The 17,601-nt window shown below is 77.8% G+C and carries 11 protein-coding genes and 1 pseudogene; 10 read left to right on the top strand and 2 right to left on the bottom strand.

Annotated elements, in window-relative coordinates; translation table 11 throughout:
• The first annotated feature begins 120 nt into the window (after positions 1-120).
• From ABZ945_RS30665 to ABZ945_RS30625, 9 genes and pseudogenes are all read left to right on the top strand, one after another.
• On the top strand, positions 121-972 hold the full coding sequence (locus ABZ945_RS30665; protein WP_361276216.1) for a hypothetical protein: 852 nt from the start codon (positions 121-123) through the stop codon (positions 970-972).
• A gap of 289 nt (positions 973-1,261) precedes the next feature.
• On the top strand, positions 1,262-2,767 hold the full coding sequence (locus ABZ945_RS30660; protein WP_361276213.1) for a CocE/NonD family hydrolase: 1,506 nt from the start codon (positions 1,262-1,264) through the stop codon (positions 2,765-2,767).
• Positions 2,758-4,149 carry a YcaO-like family protein gene (locus ABZ945_RS30655; RefSeq protein ID WP_361276219.1) on the top strand — a complete coding sequence of 464 codons (1,392 nt, stop codon included), beginning with the start codon at positions 2,758-2,760 and terminating at the stop codon, positions 4,147-4,149. The genes ABZ945_RS30660 and ABZ945_RS30655 overlap by 10 nt, the downstream gene beginning before the upstream one ends.
• A gap of 220 nt (positions 4,150-4,369) precedes the next feature.
• A complete protein-coding gene (locus ABZ945_RS30650; protein WP_361276210.1) occupies positions 4,370-5,650 on the top strand; it encodes a nitroreductase in 1,281 nt (426 codons plus the stop codon).
• A pseudogene (locus ABZ945_RS30645) lies at positions 5,647-7,353 on the top strand (ABC transporter ATP-binding protein); the annotation flags it as partial. The gene ABZ945_RS30650 and the pseudogene ABZ945_RS30645, both read left to right, overlap by 4 nt.
• 347 nt (positions 7,354-7,700) lie before the next feature.
• Positions 7,701-9,497, top strand: a complete 1,797-nt coding sequence (locus ABZ945_RS30640; protein ID WP_361276207.1) for an ABC transporter ATP-binding protein — start codon at positions 7,701-7,703, stop codon at positions 9,495-9,497.
• Between the two features lie 122 nt (positions 9,498-9,619).
• The gene (locus ABZ945_RS30635) at positions 9,620-10,444 is read left to right on the top strand and encodes a hypothetical protein (RefSeq protein ID WP_361276204.1); all 825 of its coding nucleotides are present in this window, start codon (positions 9,620-9,622) and stop codon (positions 10,442-10,444) included.
• Complete coding sequence (locus ABZ945_RS30630) at positions 10,444-13,047, top strand: ABC transporter substrate-binding protein (protein WP_361276201.1); 2,604 nt, start codon at positions 10,444-10,446, stop codon at positions 13,045-13,047. The genes ABZ945_RS30635 and ABZ945_RS30630 overlap by 1 nt, the downstream gene beginning before the upstream one ends.
• A complete protein-coding gene (locus tag ABZ945_RS30625; RefSeq protein WP_361276199.1) occupies positions 13,047-15,350 on the top strand; it encodes a bifunctional serine/threonine-protein kinase/ABC transporter substrate-binding protein in 2,304 nt (767 codons plus the stop codon). The genes ABZ945_RS30630 and ABZ945_RS30625 overlap by 1 nt, the downstream gene beginning before the upstream one ends.
• Before the next feature lie 29 nt (positions 15,351-15,379).
• Here the strand turns inward: ABZ945_RS30625 and ABZ945_RS30620 are convergent, their stop codons facing one another.
• Both ABZ945_RS30620 and ABZ945_RS30615 read right to left on the bottom strand, forming a co-directional pair.
• Positions 15,380-15,673 carry a DUF5133 domain-containing protein gene (locus ABZ945_RS30620; RefSeq protein ID WP_361276197.1) on the bottom strand — a complete coding sequence of 98 codons (294 nt, stop codon included), beginning with the start codon at positions 15,671-15,673 and terminating at the stop codon, positions 15,380-15,382.
• A 100-nt stretch (positions 15,674-15,773) separates the two neighbouring features.
• Positions 15,774-16,637, bottom strand: a complete 864-nt coding sequence (locus tag ABZ945_RS30615) for a MerR family transcriptional regulator (RefSeq protein WP_361276194.1) — start codon at positions 16,635-16,637, stop codon at positions 15,774-15,776.
• Positions 16,638-16,991: 354 nt separating this feature from the next.
• On the opposite strand from ABZ945_RS30615, the gene ABZ945_RS30610 reads away from it, so the two are divergent.
• A complete protein-coding gene (locus tag ABZ945_RS30610; protein WP_361276191.1) occupies positions 16,992-17,576 on the top strand; it encodes a TMEM165/GDT1 family protein in 585 nt (194 codons plus the stop codon).
• Positions 17,577-17,601 lie beyond the last annotated feature (25 nt).

Here is a 17,601-nt window from a genome sequence, read left to right as displayed (position 1 = left end):
CGCGGTCCCGCCGTACTACCTGAGCCTGAAGATGCCCGGCCACCCGGCCGGTGGCGCCCGTCCGCGCCGCCGACCGGGGGTCCCCCTCCCTACCCCCCCGACCAGGCACAGGAGTTCCCCGTGGCCAGCGCCCCGCAGCTCGCCCCCGGCGTCGCCCTTGTCACCGCCCCCGGGCAGGGCCTCGCCGTCCGCACCGCCGACGGGGCCTTCCTACGGGTCGACACCGCGGACACCGACCCCGCCGCGCTGACCGCCGCCCTCACCGGCCGCCCGTACGGCGAAAGCGGCGCCCCCGCCCCGGAACTCGCCGACCTGATCAGCGCGTTCGAGCAGGCCGGCTACGTTGCCCCCGCCCCGACCGACCGCCCCGGCCGGCTCGACGGGCGCACCATCCACCTCCTCGGCGACGCCGCCCTCACCGAGCCCCTCGCCGCGCTCATACGGGAGGAGGGCGGCACCGTGCGCCCCACCCACCCCCGCGAACTCACCGCGATACCCGGCACCGAGGCCACGACCACCGCCGTCGTCTGGTGCCTGGACCGGCCGGTGCCGCCCGGGCTGTGGGACGAGGCCGACCGCCTCCCCGCACACGGCACGGGCTGGCTCCGCTGCCACCGCGAAGGCGCCCAGCTCTGGCTGGAACCCCTCGCCGACCGGCCCGGCGATGTCACCTCCGCGCACATCCGGCTCCGCCGCCTCGCCGCCACCCCCGCCCACCGCGAACTCGCCGCCTTTTGGGCCGGCCACCGAAGCCCCGAGGCCGCGCCGCCCACCACCGGCGCCCCGGCCGCCCTCGCCGCCGCCCTGCTCGCCGCGGACCTGCTGGCCTGGGCCGCCGCCGACCCCGGCCGCGGCCCCCTCCCCGTACGCCGCCGCCTCCGCCGCCTCGACCTGCGCGACCTCACCGTCACCGAGCACCCGGTGCTCCCGGTACCCGACGTCGCCCCACTGCCGAAGCAGCCGGCCCGATGAGCCCGGTGCATGGCCGCACGGGAGACCACGGCCGTACCGGCGCCTGCGCCGCGCTCCCGACGGGCCCTGCCGACCGCCTGGCGGGCCCGGCGCACCACGGTGGCGGCGGCCCGATGAGCCCGGTGTACGTCGGTGTCGACGGCCGAACGGCGGGGGCGACGCGCCCTGTTGCGGATGCGACCGACGTCCCCATCCGGAGCTTGGCCCGCGTACGGCACACCGTCCCGCCCGGCCCCGTACCCCATCCCACCGACCGGGCGGACCGCCCGCGAGCCGAACGGCACGCCCGATGACCGCCGTCCAGCAGGTCGCCGCCGCCGACGGCATCCGGCTCGCCACCGAGGTCCATCTTCCCGACGGGCCGCCCGGACCGTACCCGGCCGTGCTGCTGCGCACCCCCTACGACCGCCGTGCCCATCGGGCCGAGGCCCGCGGCTGGGCGGCCCGGGGCTATGCCGCCGTCCTCCAGGACGTCCGCGGGCGGCACGCCTCCGAGGGCCGCTGGCACCCCTACCGGTACGAGGCCGAGGACGGCGCCGGCGCCCTGCGCTGGCTGCGCGCCCAACGCTGGTGCGACGGACGGGTGGTGGCCGCCGGAGCCTCCTACGCCGCACACTGCGCGCTCGCCCTGGCGCTCACCGCCCGCGCGGCCACCCGCCCGGACGCCGTGATCGCCGCCGTACCCGCACTCGGCACCGCCGAGACCGCCCGCGAACCCGGCGGCCCCGAACGGCTCCTGGCCCGCGCCGGCTGGTGGGCCGCGCACGGCGACCGCCCCGACTCCGACCCCGCCGCCCTGGACCGGGCCCTCGCCACCGATCCCCGGCTTCTGGAACACCTGCCGGTCGCCGCCCTCCCGGACCGGCTCGGCCGCCCGCTGCCCACCTGGCCCCAGTTGTGGCGCCACCGCCGCCCCGGGCCGCTGCTGCGGCACGCCGGCCGCGCCACCGTGCCGCTGCTCGCCGTCGGCGGCAGCCGCGATCCGTTCGCCGGCGACACCCACCGCCTCTGGGCCAGCTGGGGCGCCCCCGCCCGGCTGCTCCTCGGCCCCTGGGGCCACGGCCTCACCGCCGACCCCGGTCCCGAGGCCCGCCCGGGCCACCGCATCGACCTCGGCGGCCTCTACGCCCGCTGGGCCGGCGCCGCCCTGGCCGGCCGGCTCACCGAGGGCGCCGCCGGCGCGGTCGCCCTCGGCGGCAGCGACCTGTGGTGCCGGGCCACCGCCCCGGCGGGGGAGCGGCGCTGGCACCTCGGCGCCCCCGGCGGGCTGCGCCCGCTGCACGGCACCGCGTTCACCGCCGATCCGGCCCGGCCCGTACGCTCCGACACCCTGGACGTCCCGGCAAGCGGCACCCCCGACCGGTGCCTGCTGCTCACCCCGCCCCTGGACCGGCCCCTGGACCTGCTCGGCCCCGCCGAACTGGCCCTCACCGCCGCCGCCGACACCGCGCATGCCGACTGGGCCGTCCGGCTGGTCGCGCTCGCCCCCGACGGGACCGCCGACCCGCTGGCCTTCGGTGCCGTACGCCGCGCCGACCCGCTCGGCACCACCGCCGCGTTCACCGTGCCGCTGGGCCGGCTCGCCCGCCGGCTGCCGGCCGGCACCCGGCTCCGGGTGGAGGTCGCCGGCCACCACTTCCCCGCCCATGTCCGCCAGCCGCACACCGGCGCCGACCCGGTCACCGCCACCCGGCTGCTGGCCTCCCGCCGTACCGTCCGGCCCACCGGCAGCACCCTGCGGCTGGCCGTCGGCCGGGCCACCCCCATCGACCCCGCAGAGGAGACCTGCCGGTGACCACCACCGCCCCGCCCCCGCCGCCCCTGCCGCTGGACGCCCTGGTGGACCCGGTCTGCGGACTGATCCGCGCCGTGGCCCCGGTCGACCACCCCGAGGGCGCCCCGCCCCGCTACACCGCGATGACCGCCGATGTCTCCGACGCCCGCAGATTCGGTGCCTGGCCCGCCGACCGGGTCTCCCTCGGCACCACCTTCGGCGACCCGGAGGGCGCCCGGATCGCCGCCATCGCCGAGGCCGCCGAACGCTACTGCGGCAACCGGCTCCCGCCCCCCGGCCACCCGGACGCCCCGCGCCGGGCCACCGCCGCCGAACTCCGCGCCGAGGGGCTGCGGTTGTACGGTCCCGAGGAGCTGCCCGGGTACACCGACTGGCAGTACGCCCGCCCCGGCTTCCCCTACCAGCGCCTCACCTCCGACACCCCCGCGCTCTGGGCCCGCGGCAGCGAGGAAGGCCGCGACTGCTGGGCGCCGGTCGCCCTCACCCACCTCAACTGGCGCCAAGGCGAGCTGCGTTCACTGCCCCGCACCCACCATCTCAACTACGCGGGCATCGCCACCGGCCAGGGTCTGGACGACGCGGTCGAACGCGCCCTGCTGGAGATCGTGGAACGCGACGCGCTCGAACTGTGGTGGCATCTGGACGGCCCCACTCGCGGTATCGACCCGGCCAGCGTCCCCGGACTCGACCGCGACCTGACCGGCTGCGGACTGGACGTGTGGATCGTGGAGATGCCCTCCGAGTTCGCACCCTGTATGGCCGCACTCGTCCACGACCCGGCACTCGGCATCCACGCCGCCGGCTTCGCCTGCCGCCTCGACCCCGCCGAGGCCGCTCGCAAGGCGGTGCTGGAAGCCGTGCACACCTGGGTGTTCAGCCAGGGCGCCGTCGAGGCCGACGGCTGGGTGTTCCGCGCCATCGAGGCCGGTCTGCTCGCCCCGGGCCTCTATCTGGACCACCGCCCCGACCGCCGCTATCTGGACGACTGCGGCCCCGACTTCGCCCACATTCGCGACCTCGGCGCCCATGTCCAGGTCTGGCTGGACCCGCGCACCGCCCCGCTGGCCCGTCGCTTCACCGAACCCGCCCTCGGCACCATCCCGGTGACCGATCTGCGGTCCGGCAGCCGCGCCGAGCTCGACGCCCGCCTCGCCGAAGGGGGCCACCGGGTGATCACCTTCGACCTCACCACCGAGGACGTCGCCGAGACCCCGCTGCGGGTCGCCCGCGTCCTGGTCTCCGGCCTGATCCCCAACGCCCCGGCCGCCTTCGCCTACCTGGGCTGCCCCCGGTTCGCCGAGGCCGCCCTCCGCCGCGGCTGGCGCACCAGCCCGCCCACCGGGCCCGCCGACTTCACCCTGACACCCCCGCCGCACATGTGACCCCGCCGTGCCAATCCGCTCTGCCCACCCGCGGGTTCGGCCCCGCCGTCCCACCGCGAACCCCGGCCGGTACGGCGGGGACATCCGGACGCTGCCGTCGGCGGCCGCCGCCACGACCGCGGCAACCCCGCCCCGTACGCCCGCCGCCCCCGCCGTACCGCACCGCATTCGCCTACCGCCCTTCCGCTTTCCGCCTCCCGCCTCCCGCCGAGGACACTCCATGCCCCGTACCGCGTCCGCGCCCGCGCCCGATCCGCTGGTGGCGGCCGCCCTGGCTCGGGCGCGTTCCGGGCGCGTCCCCCGGCCGCCGGCCGCGCTGCCCCGGGCCGCCGCAGCACCCCGGGGCCCGGGCATCACCCCGCCGCCACCGCTCGACCGGCTGCTGCGGCTCGCCCTCGCCGCCTCGCCCGACGACCTCCGCGGCCGGCTGCGCCCCGCACCCTCGGCGGGCGCCCTGCACCCGGTCACCGCCCACCTCCTGGCCGGCCCCGGCGGCGCCCTGCCGCCCGGCCGCCACCGCTACGACCCGCTCCACCACCGCCTTCACCCCACCGGCCCCTCACCGGCCGACGCCCCGCCCGGCACCCTCGCCGTCCTCACCCTCGACCCCGTGCCGACCACCGCCCACTACGGCCACCGCGGCTGGCCGCTGCTCCTGCTCGACGCCGGCCACACGGCGGCCGCCCTGGCGCTCGCCGGTGCCGCCGCGCTCTGCCTCGACGCCGACGGCGACCTCCTCGCCCGCGCCGCCGGGCTCACCACCACCCGACGCCACCACCCGGTCGCCGTACTGCGGCTCACCCCCGAGGGTCCCGCCGACGCCCTGGAACGCTGGGCCGCCGACACCGACCCGCCCACCCGTTCCCCGCACCCCACCGGCCGGCTCCTGCACGCCCTCACCCGCGCCCCCGGCGCCGCCCCGACCTGGCAGGCCACCCCCGCGCCCCGCCACCCCGACGCCCTGCTGCTCCACCGCCGCAGCGCCCCACCCGGCTTCCCGCGCCCGCCCTCCGCCGCCGAACTCGGCGCCGTCCTGCGCACGGCCGCGGAACACGGCCCGGCCGCCGTCTCCTGGTGCGCGGCCACCGGCGGGCCCCGCCCCGGTCTGCGCCGGCTCGGCCCGGACGGCCGCGGCCCGGTACTGCTCGCCACCGGGGAGGCCCGCCCCACCCTCGCCGCCTGGGCGGCCCGCCAGGACTGGATCGCCGGCAGCGGCGCCGTCCTGCTCGCCCACGGCTGCCCCGGCGACGCGCCGCCCGCTGCCATCCGGGCCGCCCACCTCGGCGCCGGCTACGCCATGGGCCACGCCCAACTCGCCGCCGCCGCCCTCGGACTGCGGTCCCGACCCGTCGGCTCCTGGCAGCGCGCCGACCTCGGGGCCGCGCTCGGCGGACCGGCCGACCGCGACTGGGTGCTGCACGGACTCGCCCTCGGCCGCGCCGAGGACGACCCACCCGGACCGCCCGCCCTCCCGACCGCCACCCCCAGGGACCCGTCATGATGCTCCACCCCGAGCTGCTGCGCGCCGCCCGCCCCGCGCGGGGGCCGCTGCTCGCCGCCACCGGGCTGCTCGCCGCCGTCGCCCTCACCCATCTGGGGCAGGCGGTGCTGCTCGCCCTCGCCCTGGCCTCCATCGCCCGCGGCGACACCGGGCAACTGCCCGCCCTGCTCGCCGGGGTGCTGGCCGCCGTACTCGCCCGGGCCCTGCTCAGCCACCGGCAGCGCGCCCTCGCCGTCCGGGCCGGCGCCCTGGTCCGGGTCCGCCTCCGCGACGAGCTGCTGGCCCACCTCGGCCGCACCGGCGGCCCGGCCCGCGCCGAGGACCGGGCCGGGGCGCTGCGGGCGGTCCTGGTGGACGGCGTCGAGGGCGTGGACGCCTATGTCTCCCGCTATCTGCCGCAGGCCCTGATCACCTGCGCCCTGCCGCCGCTGCTGCTCGCCGCCACCGCCGCCGTGGAACCCCTCGCCGCCCTCGCCCTGGCCCCCGCCGTCCTGCTCGCCGTGCTCGCCCCCCGCCTCTGGGACCGGCTGCTGCGCCGCCGCGACCAGCAGCACTGGGGAGCGTACGAAGCCCTCGCCGCCGACTTCCTGGAAGCCCTCCAGGCCATGCCCGCGCTGCGTGCCGCCGGCGCCGTCGACCGCACCCGGGCCCGGCTCGCCGCCGCATCCGGTGCCCTGCACCGCGCCACCGTCGCCAAACTGCGGGTCTCCCTGGTCGACACCGCCCTCACCGACCTCGCCCTCCAGGGCGGCGCCCTCGCCGCCGCGCTGGTCGCCTGCTGGTCCGCCGCCACCGGGCAACTCGCCCCCACCGGCGCCTATCTGCTGCTGATGCTGACCGCCGAGTGCTTCCGCCCGGTCCGCGACCTCTCCCGCGCCTGGCACGCCGGCCACCTCGGCGTCTCCGCCGCCGACGGCCTCACCCGGCTCCGTACCGCCCAGGGCGGCGTACCCGACACCGGCACCCGCCCCACCGACTGGCCGTCCGCCCCCGCCGTCCGCTTCGACTCCGTCGGCTACCGCCACCCCGGCGCCGCCCACCCCGCGCTCACCGAGGTGGCCTTCACCGCCGAGGCCGGCCGCACCACCGCCATCGTCGGCCCCTCCGGCGCCGGCAAGTCCACCCTCCTCGGCACCCTGCTGCGCCGCCACGACCCGGAGGGCGGACGGGTGCTGCTCGACGGCATCGACATCCGGGACCACCCGCTGACCGTCCTGCGCCACGGTATCGCCGTCGTCTCCCAGGACACCTACCTCTTCCACGGCTCCGTCGCCGACAACCTGCGGCTGGCCCGCCCCGACGCCACCGAGCGGGAACTGCACGCCGCCGCCCGCGCCGCCGGCGTCCACGACGAACTGCTGGCCTTGCCCGACGGCTACGCCACCGTCCTCGGCGAACGCGGCGCCACCCTCTCCGGCGGCCAGCGCCAACGGCTCGCCCTGGCCCGCGCCCTGCTCGCCGACGCCCCGGTCCTCGTCCTGGACGAGGCCACCAGCGCCGTGGACGAGAACCGCCAGGCCCGTATCGGCGCCGCCCTGCGAGCCGCCGCCCGCGGCCGCACCTGTCTGATCGTCGCCCACCGGCTGTCCTCGGTACGCGATGCCGACCGGATCGTCGTCCTGGACCGCGGCCGGGTGGACGCGGTCGGCGACCACCGCACCCTGCTCGCCGCCGGTGGCCTCTATGCCCGCCTGGTCGCCGCCGACCACACCTCGAACCCCGCCCCGCCTACCGCCCCTGCCGCAGCCGCCGCCCCCGCCCCGCGCACCCACCCCACCGCAGCCGCCGCCCCCGCCCCGCGCACCGACCCCGCCCCACACACCGACCCCGCCGCAGCCGCCGACCCTGCCGCGGCCACCGACCCTGCCGCGGTCGCCGGGCCCGGAAGCCGACCGTCCGGCCCCCCAGGCCCCCCGTCCACGAGCGAGCGAGCGGCCGAGCCGGCCCCCGTGGGCAGGGGGCCCGCGTCCGACGGCCCCGCCCCCGTACCCCCTCCCCGCGCCGCCGAGGCCACGGCCCATGCCCATGCCGATGCTCAGGAGGACGCCGCATGACCGCGGTCGCCACCACCCCGCCCGTCAACGGCCCCCAGGCCCCCGTCCCCGGCGCCGACCGGGGCGCCCTGCTCGCCCTGCTGCCCGTGCTCGCGGATCACCGCGCCATGACGGCCCGTACCTTCGCCGCCGCGCTCATCGGGCAGTCCTCGCTCACCGCACTGGCCGCGCTCACCGCCCACACCGTCGGCACCGCCGTCACCACCGGCGCCGCCCCGGGCCCCGCCACCACCATCGCGCTCATCGCCCTCGTCCTGCTCCGCGCCTTCGCCACCTGGTGGGAGATGGACCTCTCCCATGATCTCGCCTACCGGATCCTCGCCACCCTGCGCACCCGGGTCTTCGACGGACTCGCCCGCAGCGCCCCCGCCCGGGTCGCCGGCCGGCGCAGCGGCGACCTGGCCGCCGCCGCCCTCGGCGATGTGGAGGCCCTGGAGTTCTTCTACGCCCATGCCGTCGCCCAACTCGCCGCCTCCGCAGCCGTCTTCGGCACCGGCGCCACCCTGATCGGCATCCTGGACCCCTGGCTGCTGCTGCCCGTCGTCCCCGCCGCCCTGCTGCTCGTCCTCACCCCGCTGCTCGACGCCCGGGGTCGTGCCGAACGCGGCGCCCGCACCCGCGCCGCGCACGCCGAGCTCTCCGCGTACACCACGGAGACGGTCGACGGCCTGACCGAACTGCTCGCCTTCGGCGCCCTGGAGCGGCGGCGCGCCCGGCTGCGCACCCTCGGCCGCCTCCTCGGCGACGCCCAGCGCGCCGAGCAGACCCGGGACGCCGCCACCGAGGCGGTACGGGACCTCCTGGTCACCGCCTGTGTCATCGGCACCGTCGCCGCCGCCGCCCATACCGTGGCCACCGGGACCCTCACCGCCGCCTGGGCACCCGCCGCCCTCGCGCTGGCCCTCGGCATCCTCGCCCCGGTCGCCGACTCGGCCGCCGCCCTGGCCCAGGCCGGCGGACTGCGCGCCGCCGCCGCCCGGGTCCGCGACGCCGCCCGCGCCCCGGCCGGGGCACCCGCTCCCACCGGGCCCCGCCCCCTGCCGGACGGGCCGCTGGGGATACGGCTGCGCGGGGTGCGGTTCGACTACGGCGGCGCCCCCGTCCTGGACGGCCTCCACCTCACCGTCCGCCCCGGCGAGACCGTCGCCTTGGCGGGGGTCTCCGGGGCCGGCAAGTCCAGCTGCGCCCATCTGCTCGCCCGCTTCTGGGACCCGGCCCTGGGCGCCGTCGAACTCCTCCCCGCCCACGGCGCACCCGTCGACCTGCGCGACCTGGCCGACCACGAACTGCGCCGCGCGATCGCCGTGGTCGGCCAGGAAACCCCGCTCTTCCACGCCACCCTCGCCGAGAACCTCCGCCTCGCCGCCCCCGACGCCCCCGAGCACCGGCTGCGGGCGATCGCCGAACGGACCGGCGTACACCGGATCGCCGACGCCCTCCCTGACGGCTACGACACCCTCCTCGGCGAGCGCGGCGCCACCCTCTCCGGCGGCCAGCGGGCCCGGATCGCCCTGGCCCGCGCCCTGCTCGCCGACCCCCGGGTCCTCGTCCTGGACGAGACCACCGCCCATCTGGACACCGAGGCGGACGCCGAACTGGCCCGCGCCCTCGCCCATGGCGCCGCCGACCGCGCCACCCTGGTCATCGCCCACCGGCCCGCCACCCTGCGCCGCGCCGACCGCGTCGCCGTCCTGGCCGCCGGACGGATCACCGAGCAGGGGACCTGGAGCGAACTGACCGCCCGCCCGGACGGCGCCCTCACCGCCGTCCTCACCCGCGCCACCACCACCTGAGAGCCCCCGGCATCCGGCCTCCGGGGCTCTTGCCGGAAAAGGGCCCGACGGCAGCCCACCCTCTGTACGATCCCAGGGCCGAGGGGTACGGCCAGGGGGAACGGCTCAAGGGGGGACGGCCGATGCCAGACACCAACCACCGCGCACCGCACCGGAGTCGGTTACACCGGACGGTAACCGGCTGCCTGCTGGCGGCCGCGCTCGCCGGATGCTCCGGTGAACCACCGCAGCGGCCCGCGGCAAGTCCGAGCCCGGCGCCCTCCGCCTCCCGTACCCCCTCCACCGCCCCCGGAGGCGAGCCGGCCGCGGCCCGCTTCACCGCCGACCCCGAGCGCATCCCGCGTAGCCCGGCCCAGGCGGAGGAGCTCACCGACCGGGTGGCCCTCCAACCTCCCGACTGGGGCGCGGACTTCACCGCCGAGCGCAAGGCGCGGAGCGCACCCCGCACCGTGGCGGTCCTGGACGTCGACTGCCGCTGGCAGCGCCGATCCCTCCCGCCCGGCGTGCTGGCCTCGCTCTCCACCTACGCCCGCCGGCCCGGTACGGACGGCAAGGGGCCCCTCAGGGTGACCTCCGTGGTCACCGTCCACACCACCGAGGTGGGCGCCGACCAGGAGCTCAACGACACCCTGGAGCAGTCGATGCGCTGTCCCGAGCAGCAGATCAGCACCGACGAGCGCACCGGCGAGCTCCAGTCGGCCGCCACACCCTTCGGGACCCGGGGCCAGATCTGGGCCGACGACCAAGTGGTGGAGCAGGGTACCTACGTCACCTCCGACGGCGCCCTGCCCTACTCCTGGACCATCGCCAGAATCGGCACGGTCACCCTCGCGGTGTCCACGCGCGCCGGTCGGGGCTACACCCCCCAGGAACTCATGGAGCTGGCCGGCGAGCCGCTCGCGGTGATGGGGGAGCGGGTCAAGGCACGTACCGGTCGGGAGGGCTGATGCAACCGCTGGGCACCACCGACCCCGCCCGGATCGCCGGGCACCGGCTGCTGGGCCGGCTCGGCGAGGGCGGCATGGGCGTCGTCTATCTGGCCAGGTCCCCCCGGGGCCCGCTGGTGGCGCTGAAGGTCGTCCGCCGGGAGTACGCCGACGACCCCGGGTTCCGGGCGCGCTTCCGGCGTGAGGCGGAGATCGCCCAACGGGTCCGCAGCCCCTGGGTGGTGGCGCCCGCCGGGGCCGACCCGGACGCCGACGAGCCCTGGCTCGCCACCGCCTTCGTCCCCGCCCCCTCGCTCGCCGAGGCCGTCGCCCGCCACGGCCCGCTGCCCACCGCCTCGGTACGGGTACTGGTGACCCGCCTCGCCGAGGCGCTCGCCGTCCTGCACACCGCGGGCCTGGTGCACCGGGACCTCAAGCCGGGCAATGTGCTGCTGGCCCATGACGGCCCCCGGCTCATCGACTTCGGCATCGCCCGGGCCTCCGACGACACCTCCCTCACCGCCACCGGGCTGATCGTCGGCACCCCCGGCTATCTGCCGCCGGAACTGGCCGACGGCAGTGCCGGGGGAGAGGCCGGCCCCGCCGGGGACGTCTTCGCGCTGGGCTGCGTCCTCGCGTACGCGTCGACCGGCCGCCCGCCGTACGGCACCGGCCCGGCCGACGCCCTGCTCTACCGAGCGGTCCACGACGAACCGGACCTGGACGGCATCCCGGCCGAACTGGCCGCCACCGCCCGCCGCTGCCTGGCTAAGAACCCCGGACTCCGGCCGACCGCGGAGCAACTGGCCACCACGACGGCTCCCGCCCCGCCGTCCGGACCGGAATCCACCCCGCAGTCCCGACCGGAATCCGGCTCGCAGTCCGGACCGAAGCCTGCCCCACAGTCCGGACCGCCCCCCGCCTCGCAAACCGGACCAGTGCCCGTCCCGCCGACCGGACCAGAGCCCGGGCCGCAGGCCGATCCAGAGCCCGCCGCCCGGATCAGCCCCGAGTCCGGCGTCCACATCAGCCCCGAACCCGGCGCCCGGATCATCCCCAAGCCCGCCGCCCAGGTCAGCCCCCAGCCCGGCACCCGGATCAGCCCCGAGCCCGGCAGCCAACTGGGCCCCGAGCCCGGCCCGAACACCCGCTGCGGCCCCTCCTCCTGGCTGCCCCCGGATCTGGTCCGCCTGGTCGCCGAGCGCTCCTCCGCCGCCCTCGCCCTCCCCGACACCCCCGACACCCAGGTCGACGCCGACGCCGACGCACCCGCCCCGGCACCCTCCGACCTCACCACCCCGGCCGCCGCCCCCACCGACACAGCCGACACCCCGGCCGACGCAGCGGCCCCCGCCGAGCCCGCGGCCCCCGCCGAGCCCGCGGGTCCCGCCGAACCCGTACGTCCCACCGGGCCCCGCCGCCGTAGGGTGATCGCGGCCGGCGGCGCGGTCCTGCTGCTCGGCGCCGGCGGCGCCACCGCCCTATGGGCGCGCGACCGTGATCGGGACCCGGCACCCGCCGCCACCACCTCCCGGAAGCCGCGCCACACCCTCGCCTTCCAGGGCGACCTCAGCGGTCCGGACGGGGCGACCGGCCGCGCCCAGGACCAGGGAGTGCGGCTCGCCGTCGAGGAGTTCAACGCCCGGCCCGGGCGGCCCTTCGACCTGGTGGCGCGGACCGAGGACGACCGCGGTGACCCGGCCAGGGCCCGCCAGGCCGCCGAACGGCTGTCCGCCGACCCCTCGGTGCTCGCCGTCCTCGGGCCCACCACCGACACCACCGCCGAGAGCGCGCTACCCGTCTACGACACCGCCCTGCTCCCCGTGGTCACCGTCTCCACCGGGGCGAGCGTGCTCACGGTGCTCGGCTTCCGCACCGTGCTGCACACCCGCCTGCTGCACTCCGCACTCGGCGTCTACCTCGGCGTCTATCTGCGCGGCTACACCAAGAGCCGCCGGGTGGGCATCCTGCTCGACCGCGCCGGAGGCGACCAGGCCCTGGAGATCGGCCGCACCCTCAGCACCGTCCTGCGCCAGGACGGCTTCCCGCAGACACCGAAGATGGTCAGCGCCCTGCGGGACGACTTCGGCCCAGCCGTCGACCAACTGACCGCCGCCGGTGCCGACTCGGTCGTCTACGGCGGCACCGCCGACCGAGCCGCGCTCCTCGCCCGGGCCCTGCGCGACCGGCGCTTCACCGGGCCGCGGCTGGGCACCCACTCCCTGCTCGACCCGCGGTTCCCGGAGGCCGCCGGCGAGGCCGCCGAAGGGTGGCTCGCGGTAGCCCCGGTCAGCGACCCGGCCCGCTCCGAGAAGGGCGCCACCTTCGCCGCCGCGTACCGCCGCCGCTTCGGCGCCGCACCTCCCCACTACGCCGCCGAGGCCTATGACGCCGCCGGGGTGGTCCTGGCCGGCCTCGGACGGCTACGGGGCGCCCGGCCCACCCGCAAGGCCCTGCTCGCCGCCATGCGTGCCGAGCCCTACCAGGGCCTGGCGCGGAAGATCGCCTTCGCCCCGGAGAACGGCACCCTCGTCATCACCGCCCAGGACGGCGTGCACCTCTGGCGGGTGAAGCGGGGCGCCTTCCACTGCGAGGGCCCGGCCCCCGCCACCACACCCGTCTGATGCGGCCACTGCGTCCCGGGGACCCCGACCGGGTCGGCCCGTACCGCACCCTGGCCCGGCTCGGCGCCGGCGGTATGGGCACGGTGTACCTCGCGCGCGCCCCCGGGGGCGCGGTGGCGGCCGTGAAGATCATCCACACCGGCCGCGCCTCCGACCCCGACTACCGGGCCCGGTTCCGCCGCGAGGTGGCGGCCGCGCGCAGCGTGGACAGCCCCTGGACGGCACCGCTGCTGGCCGCCGACCCGGACGGCCCGGCCCCGTGGCTCGCCACCGCCTATGTACCCGGGCCGTCCCTCGGAGAGACGGTCGAGACCCACGGCCCGCTCCCCGAGCGCACCGTCCGCCTCCTCGGCGCCCGGCTCGCGCACGCCCTCGGCGCCGTACACCGGGCCGGACTGGTCCACCGGGACGTCAAGCCGGGCAATGTGCTGCTCACCCTGGACGGACCCCGGCTGATCGACTTCGGCATCGCCCGCTCGTCCGACGCGACCGCCCTCACCGCCACCGGCGCGATCATCGGCTCACCTGGCTTCCTCGCCCCCGAGCAGGCTCGGTCCCGCCGCGAGGAGATCGGCCCGCCCTGCGATGTCTTCTCGCTCGGCTGCGTCCTCGCCTACGCCGCCACCGGCACCCGCCCCTTCGGCGGAGGCCTCGCCGCGGCCGCCCTGCTGCGCACCGTCACCGAGGAACCCGACCTGGACGGGGCGCCCCCGGCGCTGCTCGCCCTGCTCACCGCCTGTCTGCGCAAGGCACCCGCCGACCGCCCCACCGCCGACGAGGTGCGCCGGACCCTCACCCCCGCCGACCAGCCACCCCACGGCCGCCCGGCCCTCGGCGACCGGGCACCGGACCCGGGAGCCCCCTGGCTGCCCGACCCGGTGACCCGCCTGGTCGCCGACCGGGCCGCGCTAGCCCTGCGTACCGCCGCCCTCCCCGCCACCGAGGTGCCCGCCCGCCCCTCACCCGCCCTCCCCGCCCCCGCCCCCTCGATCTCCGCTCCCTCGATCCCCGCTCCCTCGATCTCCTCCGCCGAGACGGTGACCGCCGTACCCGCCCGCGACCCGGAGGAGCCGGCCGCGGACGGCACCCCCCGGCGCCGGCTGCTCACCCTCGGCCCCGCGGCGCTCGCCGCCGCCGGGGCTGCCTGGTGGTACGCCGGACACCCTCGCACCGGCACCCGCGGCGGCCGCGCCGAGCCGGACCGCCCCACCCTGACCATCGCCCTGCACCAGGACCTCTCCGGACCGGCCCGCGCCCTCGGCCGTGCCCAGCGCGACGGCGCCCGGATCGCCGCGGACCACCTCAACGCCGAGACCGGCCACCCCTTCCGGATCGCCCTCGCCGTCCACGACGACACCGGCTCCCCCGAGCGCTCCGCCGCCCTGGCCGCGCGCCTGGTGGCGGACCGCTCGGTACGGGCGGTCGTCGGACCCACCACCGACGCCTGCGCGCTGGCCGCCGTACGCGCCTACCACGCCGCCTCCCTGCCCACCGCCGCGGTCTCCCCGGGGGCCGACGCCAACCACCTGATCCGGGGCGACACCCGCCCCCGCGCCTATATCCCGGTCCGCCCCCTGGACACGGTGATGGCCGCTCCCTGCCGCGCCTACCTCACCCTTGGCCGCGACTGCCGCCGGGTCACCCTGCTGGACGACCGCACCCAGGGCGAACTCGGCTACGAGCTGTGCCAACGGCTGTCGGACGTGCTGCTGGACTCCGGCCGCGAGGCGCGGATACGGCGGGTCCCGGCCGAACTGGACGCGCCCGCCCTGGCCGCCGCGGTGCTGGCCGACCGCGCCGACGGGCTGCTGTTCACCGGCGACCAGCGGCGCACCGCCGCGCTCGCCCGCGCCCTCGCGGCGGCCGGCTACCGCGGCGCCCGGATGGGCCTGCTCCAGGGCTACGGCCCCGAGTTCACCGCCGCCGCCGGACCGGCGGCCGAGGGCTGGGTCTTCACCACACCGTTCGTGGACGCCGCCCGGACACCCGCCGCCCGGAAGTTCACCGCCGCCTACCGCAAGCGCTTCGGCGCTTCACCACCGGCCTACGCGCCCGAGGCGTACGACGCCGTCCTCTTCCTCGCCGAGGCCATGGCGTCCGGGGACACCGTGGTGGAGGACCGCGGCTCGATCGTCCGCCGGACCCGCGACCTCCGCTACCGGGGCGTCACCCGCACCCTCGCCTACTCCGCGTCCCGCGGCGGCGACTACGACGCGGCCGGGCTGTTCCTCTACCGGGTCTCCGGCGGCCGCTACGACTTCCTCGGCCAGTACATGGACGCCGTCGGCACCCTGGCCGACTGACCGGCCCGCCGCCCCGCTCCGGGGTGCTCTCAGGCGGCCAGAACCGCCTCGTCCGCGGCGCCGGACGCCGCGGAGCCCGGTCGAGCGGACCGGGAGTCGGCCGCCTGGGCCGGTACGGGGACGGAGGCCCGGCCCTCGGCGAGGATCCGGTCCGCGGCCGCCAGGGCGTCGTCGATGCGCCGGGTGCCGGTGGCGACACACAGGGTGTACGTGACGTCCGCCAGCGCCTCCGGGCACGACCGCTCACCGCGGGCCTGGCCGATGCGCAGGTCCGCGTAGCGGGCGAGCAGGGTCCGCAGGTACCGGGGGTCGGGCAGCAGCATGGGGCACTCCTCGCATCAGCACACTGGGTGGCACCCTTGTGCCCGCCATCGCCAAGAAGATGCCTGCTGCATGGAAAGAAAGCGCCGGTGCCGGTAATCGCTACGGCGCCGGGGCGAACACCTCGGCGAGCAGTGCCGCCCCCTCCGCCGGAGCCCGCACCTCCAGCCGCAGCAGGGGCCCGTCGAGACGGAGTACGAAGTCGAAGAACGGGCAGCACCGCTGCTCGTCCACGGCCAGCCCGGCCACCTCACCGACCCGCTCCACGGGAACCGTCAACCGCAACCCGCCCGGTACGGCGACCGTCTCGGCGCCCGCCAGCACCTCCCGCCACCGCGCCACCCGCTCCGTCCTCCCGCCCTCCGCCAGCGAGCACGCCACCGCGCCCGCCTCCCGCCCGCCCCACCCCGACGCCCCGCCCGCCCCAGACACCCCCGCCCCAGACACCCCAGCCCCGGACGCTCCGCCCGCCCCGGGCACCCCACCCCCGGCCCCCATCCCCTCCCCGGCTCCGAGCCCCGCCCCCATCCCCGCCCCGACCCCCGCCCAGGCCTCCGCTCCCTCCCCACTCAGGCCGCACTCCGTGCCGCATGGACCGTCCCGATCCGGTACGGCGTCCAGACGCGCGAGCGCACCGCCCAACCTACGGCTGAACTGGCCCAGCTCCACCGAGCGCCGCCGCGCCTCGGCCAGCCGGGCGGCCACCCTCGGCCGCAGCTCCGCCTTCACCTCCCGGCACCCCTCGGCGTCCCACGCCGCCAGCACCGCGCCGATCTCGGTCAGCCGCAGTCCCAGCCCCTTGGCCGCGCCGATCACCGTCAGCCGCTCGACCGAGTCCTCGCCGTAGAGCCGGTGGCCGGACCGGCTCCGCTCGGCCGGCAGCAGCCCGGCCGTCTCATAGAAGCGCAGCGTGCTGGCCGGAACCCCGGTGCGCTCGGCGAGCTGGGATATCCGCATCAGACTCATGCCATCGACGGTATGCCTTCGACCCGAGTGGAAGGTCAAGCCCGTCCCCGTCCCCGACCCCGACCACGGGACCGGCGGCCCCCCGCCCGGTCGGGCAGAGCCGGCGGTTAGACTGGGGGAAGCGAAGGGGAGTAGTCCCGCGATACCGCTGGTCGACACACTGGACGTCTTCGGACTTCCCGGCCATCGGGCCCCGGTACGGCTGTGCCGGGGTGGACGAGACCTTCGGTCAGGCATGACGCGGCCCGCGCCCAGCGGGCTGCTCCGTCGTGCCGGGCCGAGAGGACTCCTCCCGTCGCCGCCCTGGTGCCGTTCGAGCCCTCCGAGGCCCGGCCCCAGCAGAAAGCACCCGGAATGACCTTCGACCCCCTGGCGATCCTCACCGCCTTCGGGCTGATCTTCCTCGCCGAGCTCCCCGACAAGACCATGTTCGCGTCGCTGGCCATGGGCACCCGTATGCGGCCGCTGTACGTGTGGTTCGGCACCTCCACCGCCTTCCTCGTCCATGTCGCCATCGCCGTCGGGGCCGGCCAGCTGCTCACCCTGCTGCCCGACCTGGCCGTCAAACTGGTCTCGGCCGCCCTCTTCGCCTTCGGCGCCGTGGTCCTGCTGCGCGCGGGAGGGGACGACGACGAGGACGAGGGCGCGGCCAGGACCGTCACCGGGTTCTGGCCCGTGTACACCACCGCCTTCACGGCGGTCTTCATCAGCGAGTGGGGCGATCTGACCCAGATCACCACCGCCAACCTCGCCGCCACCAACGGCTGGCTGCCCACCGCGATCGGCGCCGCCGCCGCGCTGATGTCCGTCTCCGCGCTCGCCCTGCTGGTCGGCCGTTTCATCGCCCAGCGGGTGCCGCTGAAGACGGTGCAGCGCATCGGCGCCCTCTGCATGGCGGCGCTGGCCGTCTGGACCCTCGTCGAGGCCTTCGCCGGCTGACCCCGCGCAGCCTCTCAGGACCGGC

Origin of the sequence: Streptomyces sp. NPDC046887 (assembly GCF_040644755.1) — a bacterium.
Taxonomy (GTDB): Bacteria; Actinomycetota; Actinomycetes; order Streptomycetales; family Streptomycetaceae; genus Streptomyces; species Streptomyces lichenis.
This window is presented reverse-complemented; position numbering and strand designations above follow the sequence as displayed.

What these genes read in the sequence shown, in the direction of transcription:
- ABZ945_RS30660 (WP_361276213.1), top strand. Translation starts at nt 1,262, where the DNA reads ATGACCGCCGTCCAGCAGGTCGCCGCCGCCGACGGCATCCGGCTCGCC.
- ABZ945_RS30650 (WP_361276210.1), top strand. Translation starts at nt 4,370, where the DNA reads ATGCCCCGTACCGCGTCCGCGCCCGCGCCCGATCCGCTGGTGGCGGCC.
- ABZ945_RS30635 (WP_361276204.1), top strand. Translation starts at nt 9,620, where the DNA reads ATGCCAGACACCAACCACCGCGCACCGCACCGGAGTCGGTTACACCGG.
- ABZ945_RS30625 (WP_361276199.1), top strand. Translation starts at nt 13,047, where the DNA reads ATGCGGCCACTGCGTCCCGGGGACCCCGACCGGGTCGGCCCGTACCGC.
- ABZ945_RS30640 (WP_361276207.1), top strand. Translation starts at nt 7,701, where the DNA reads ATGACCGCGGTCGCCACCACCCCGCCCGTCAACGGCCCCCAGGCCCCC.
- ABZ945_RS30620 (WP_361276197.1), bottom strand. Translation starts at nt 15,673, where the DNA reads ATGCTGCTGCCCGACCCCCGGTACCTGCGGACCCTGCTCGCCCGCTAC.
- ABZ945_RS30615 (WP_361276194.1), bottom strand. Translation starts at nt 16,637, where the DNA reads ATGAGTCTGATGCGGATATCCCAGCTCGCCGAGCGCACCGGGGTTCCG.
- ABZ945_RS30610 (WP_361276191.1), top strand. Translation starts at nt 16,992, where the DNA reads ATGACCTTCGACCCCCTGGCGATCCTCACCGCCTTCGGGCTGATCTTC.
- ABZ945_RS30630 (WP_361276201.1), top strand. Translation starts at nt 10,444, where the DNA reads ATGCAACCGCTGGGCACCACCGACCCCGCCCGGATCGCCGGGCACCGG.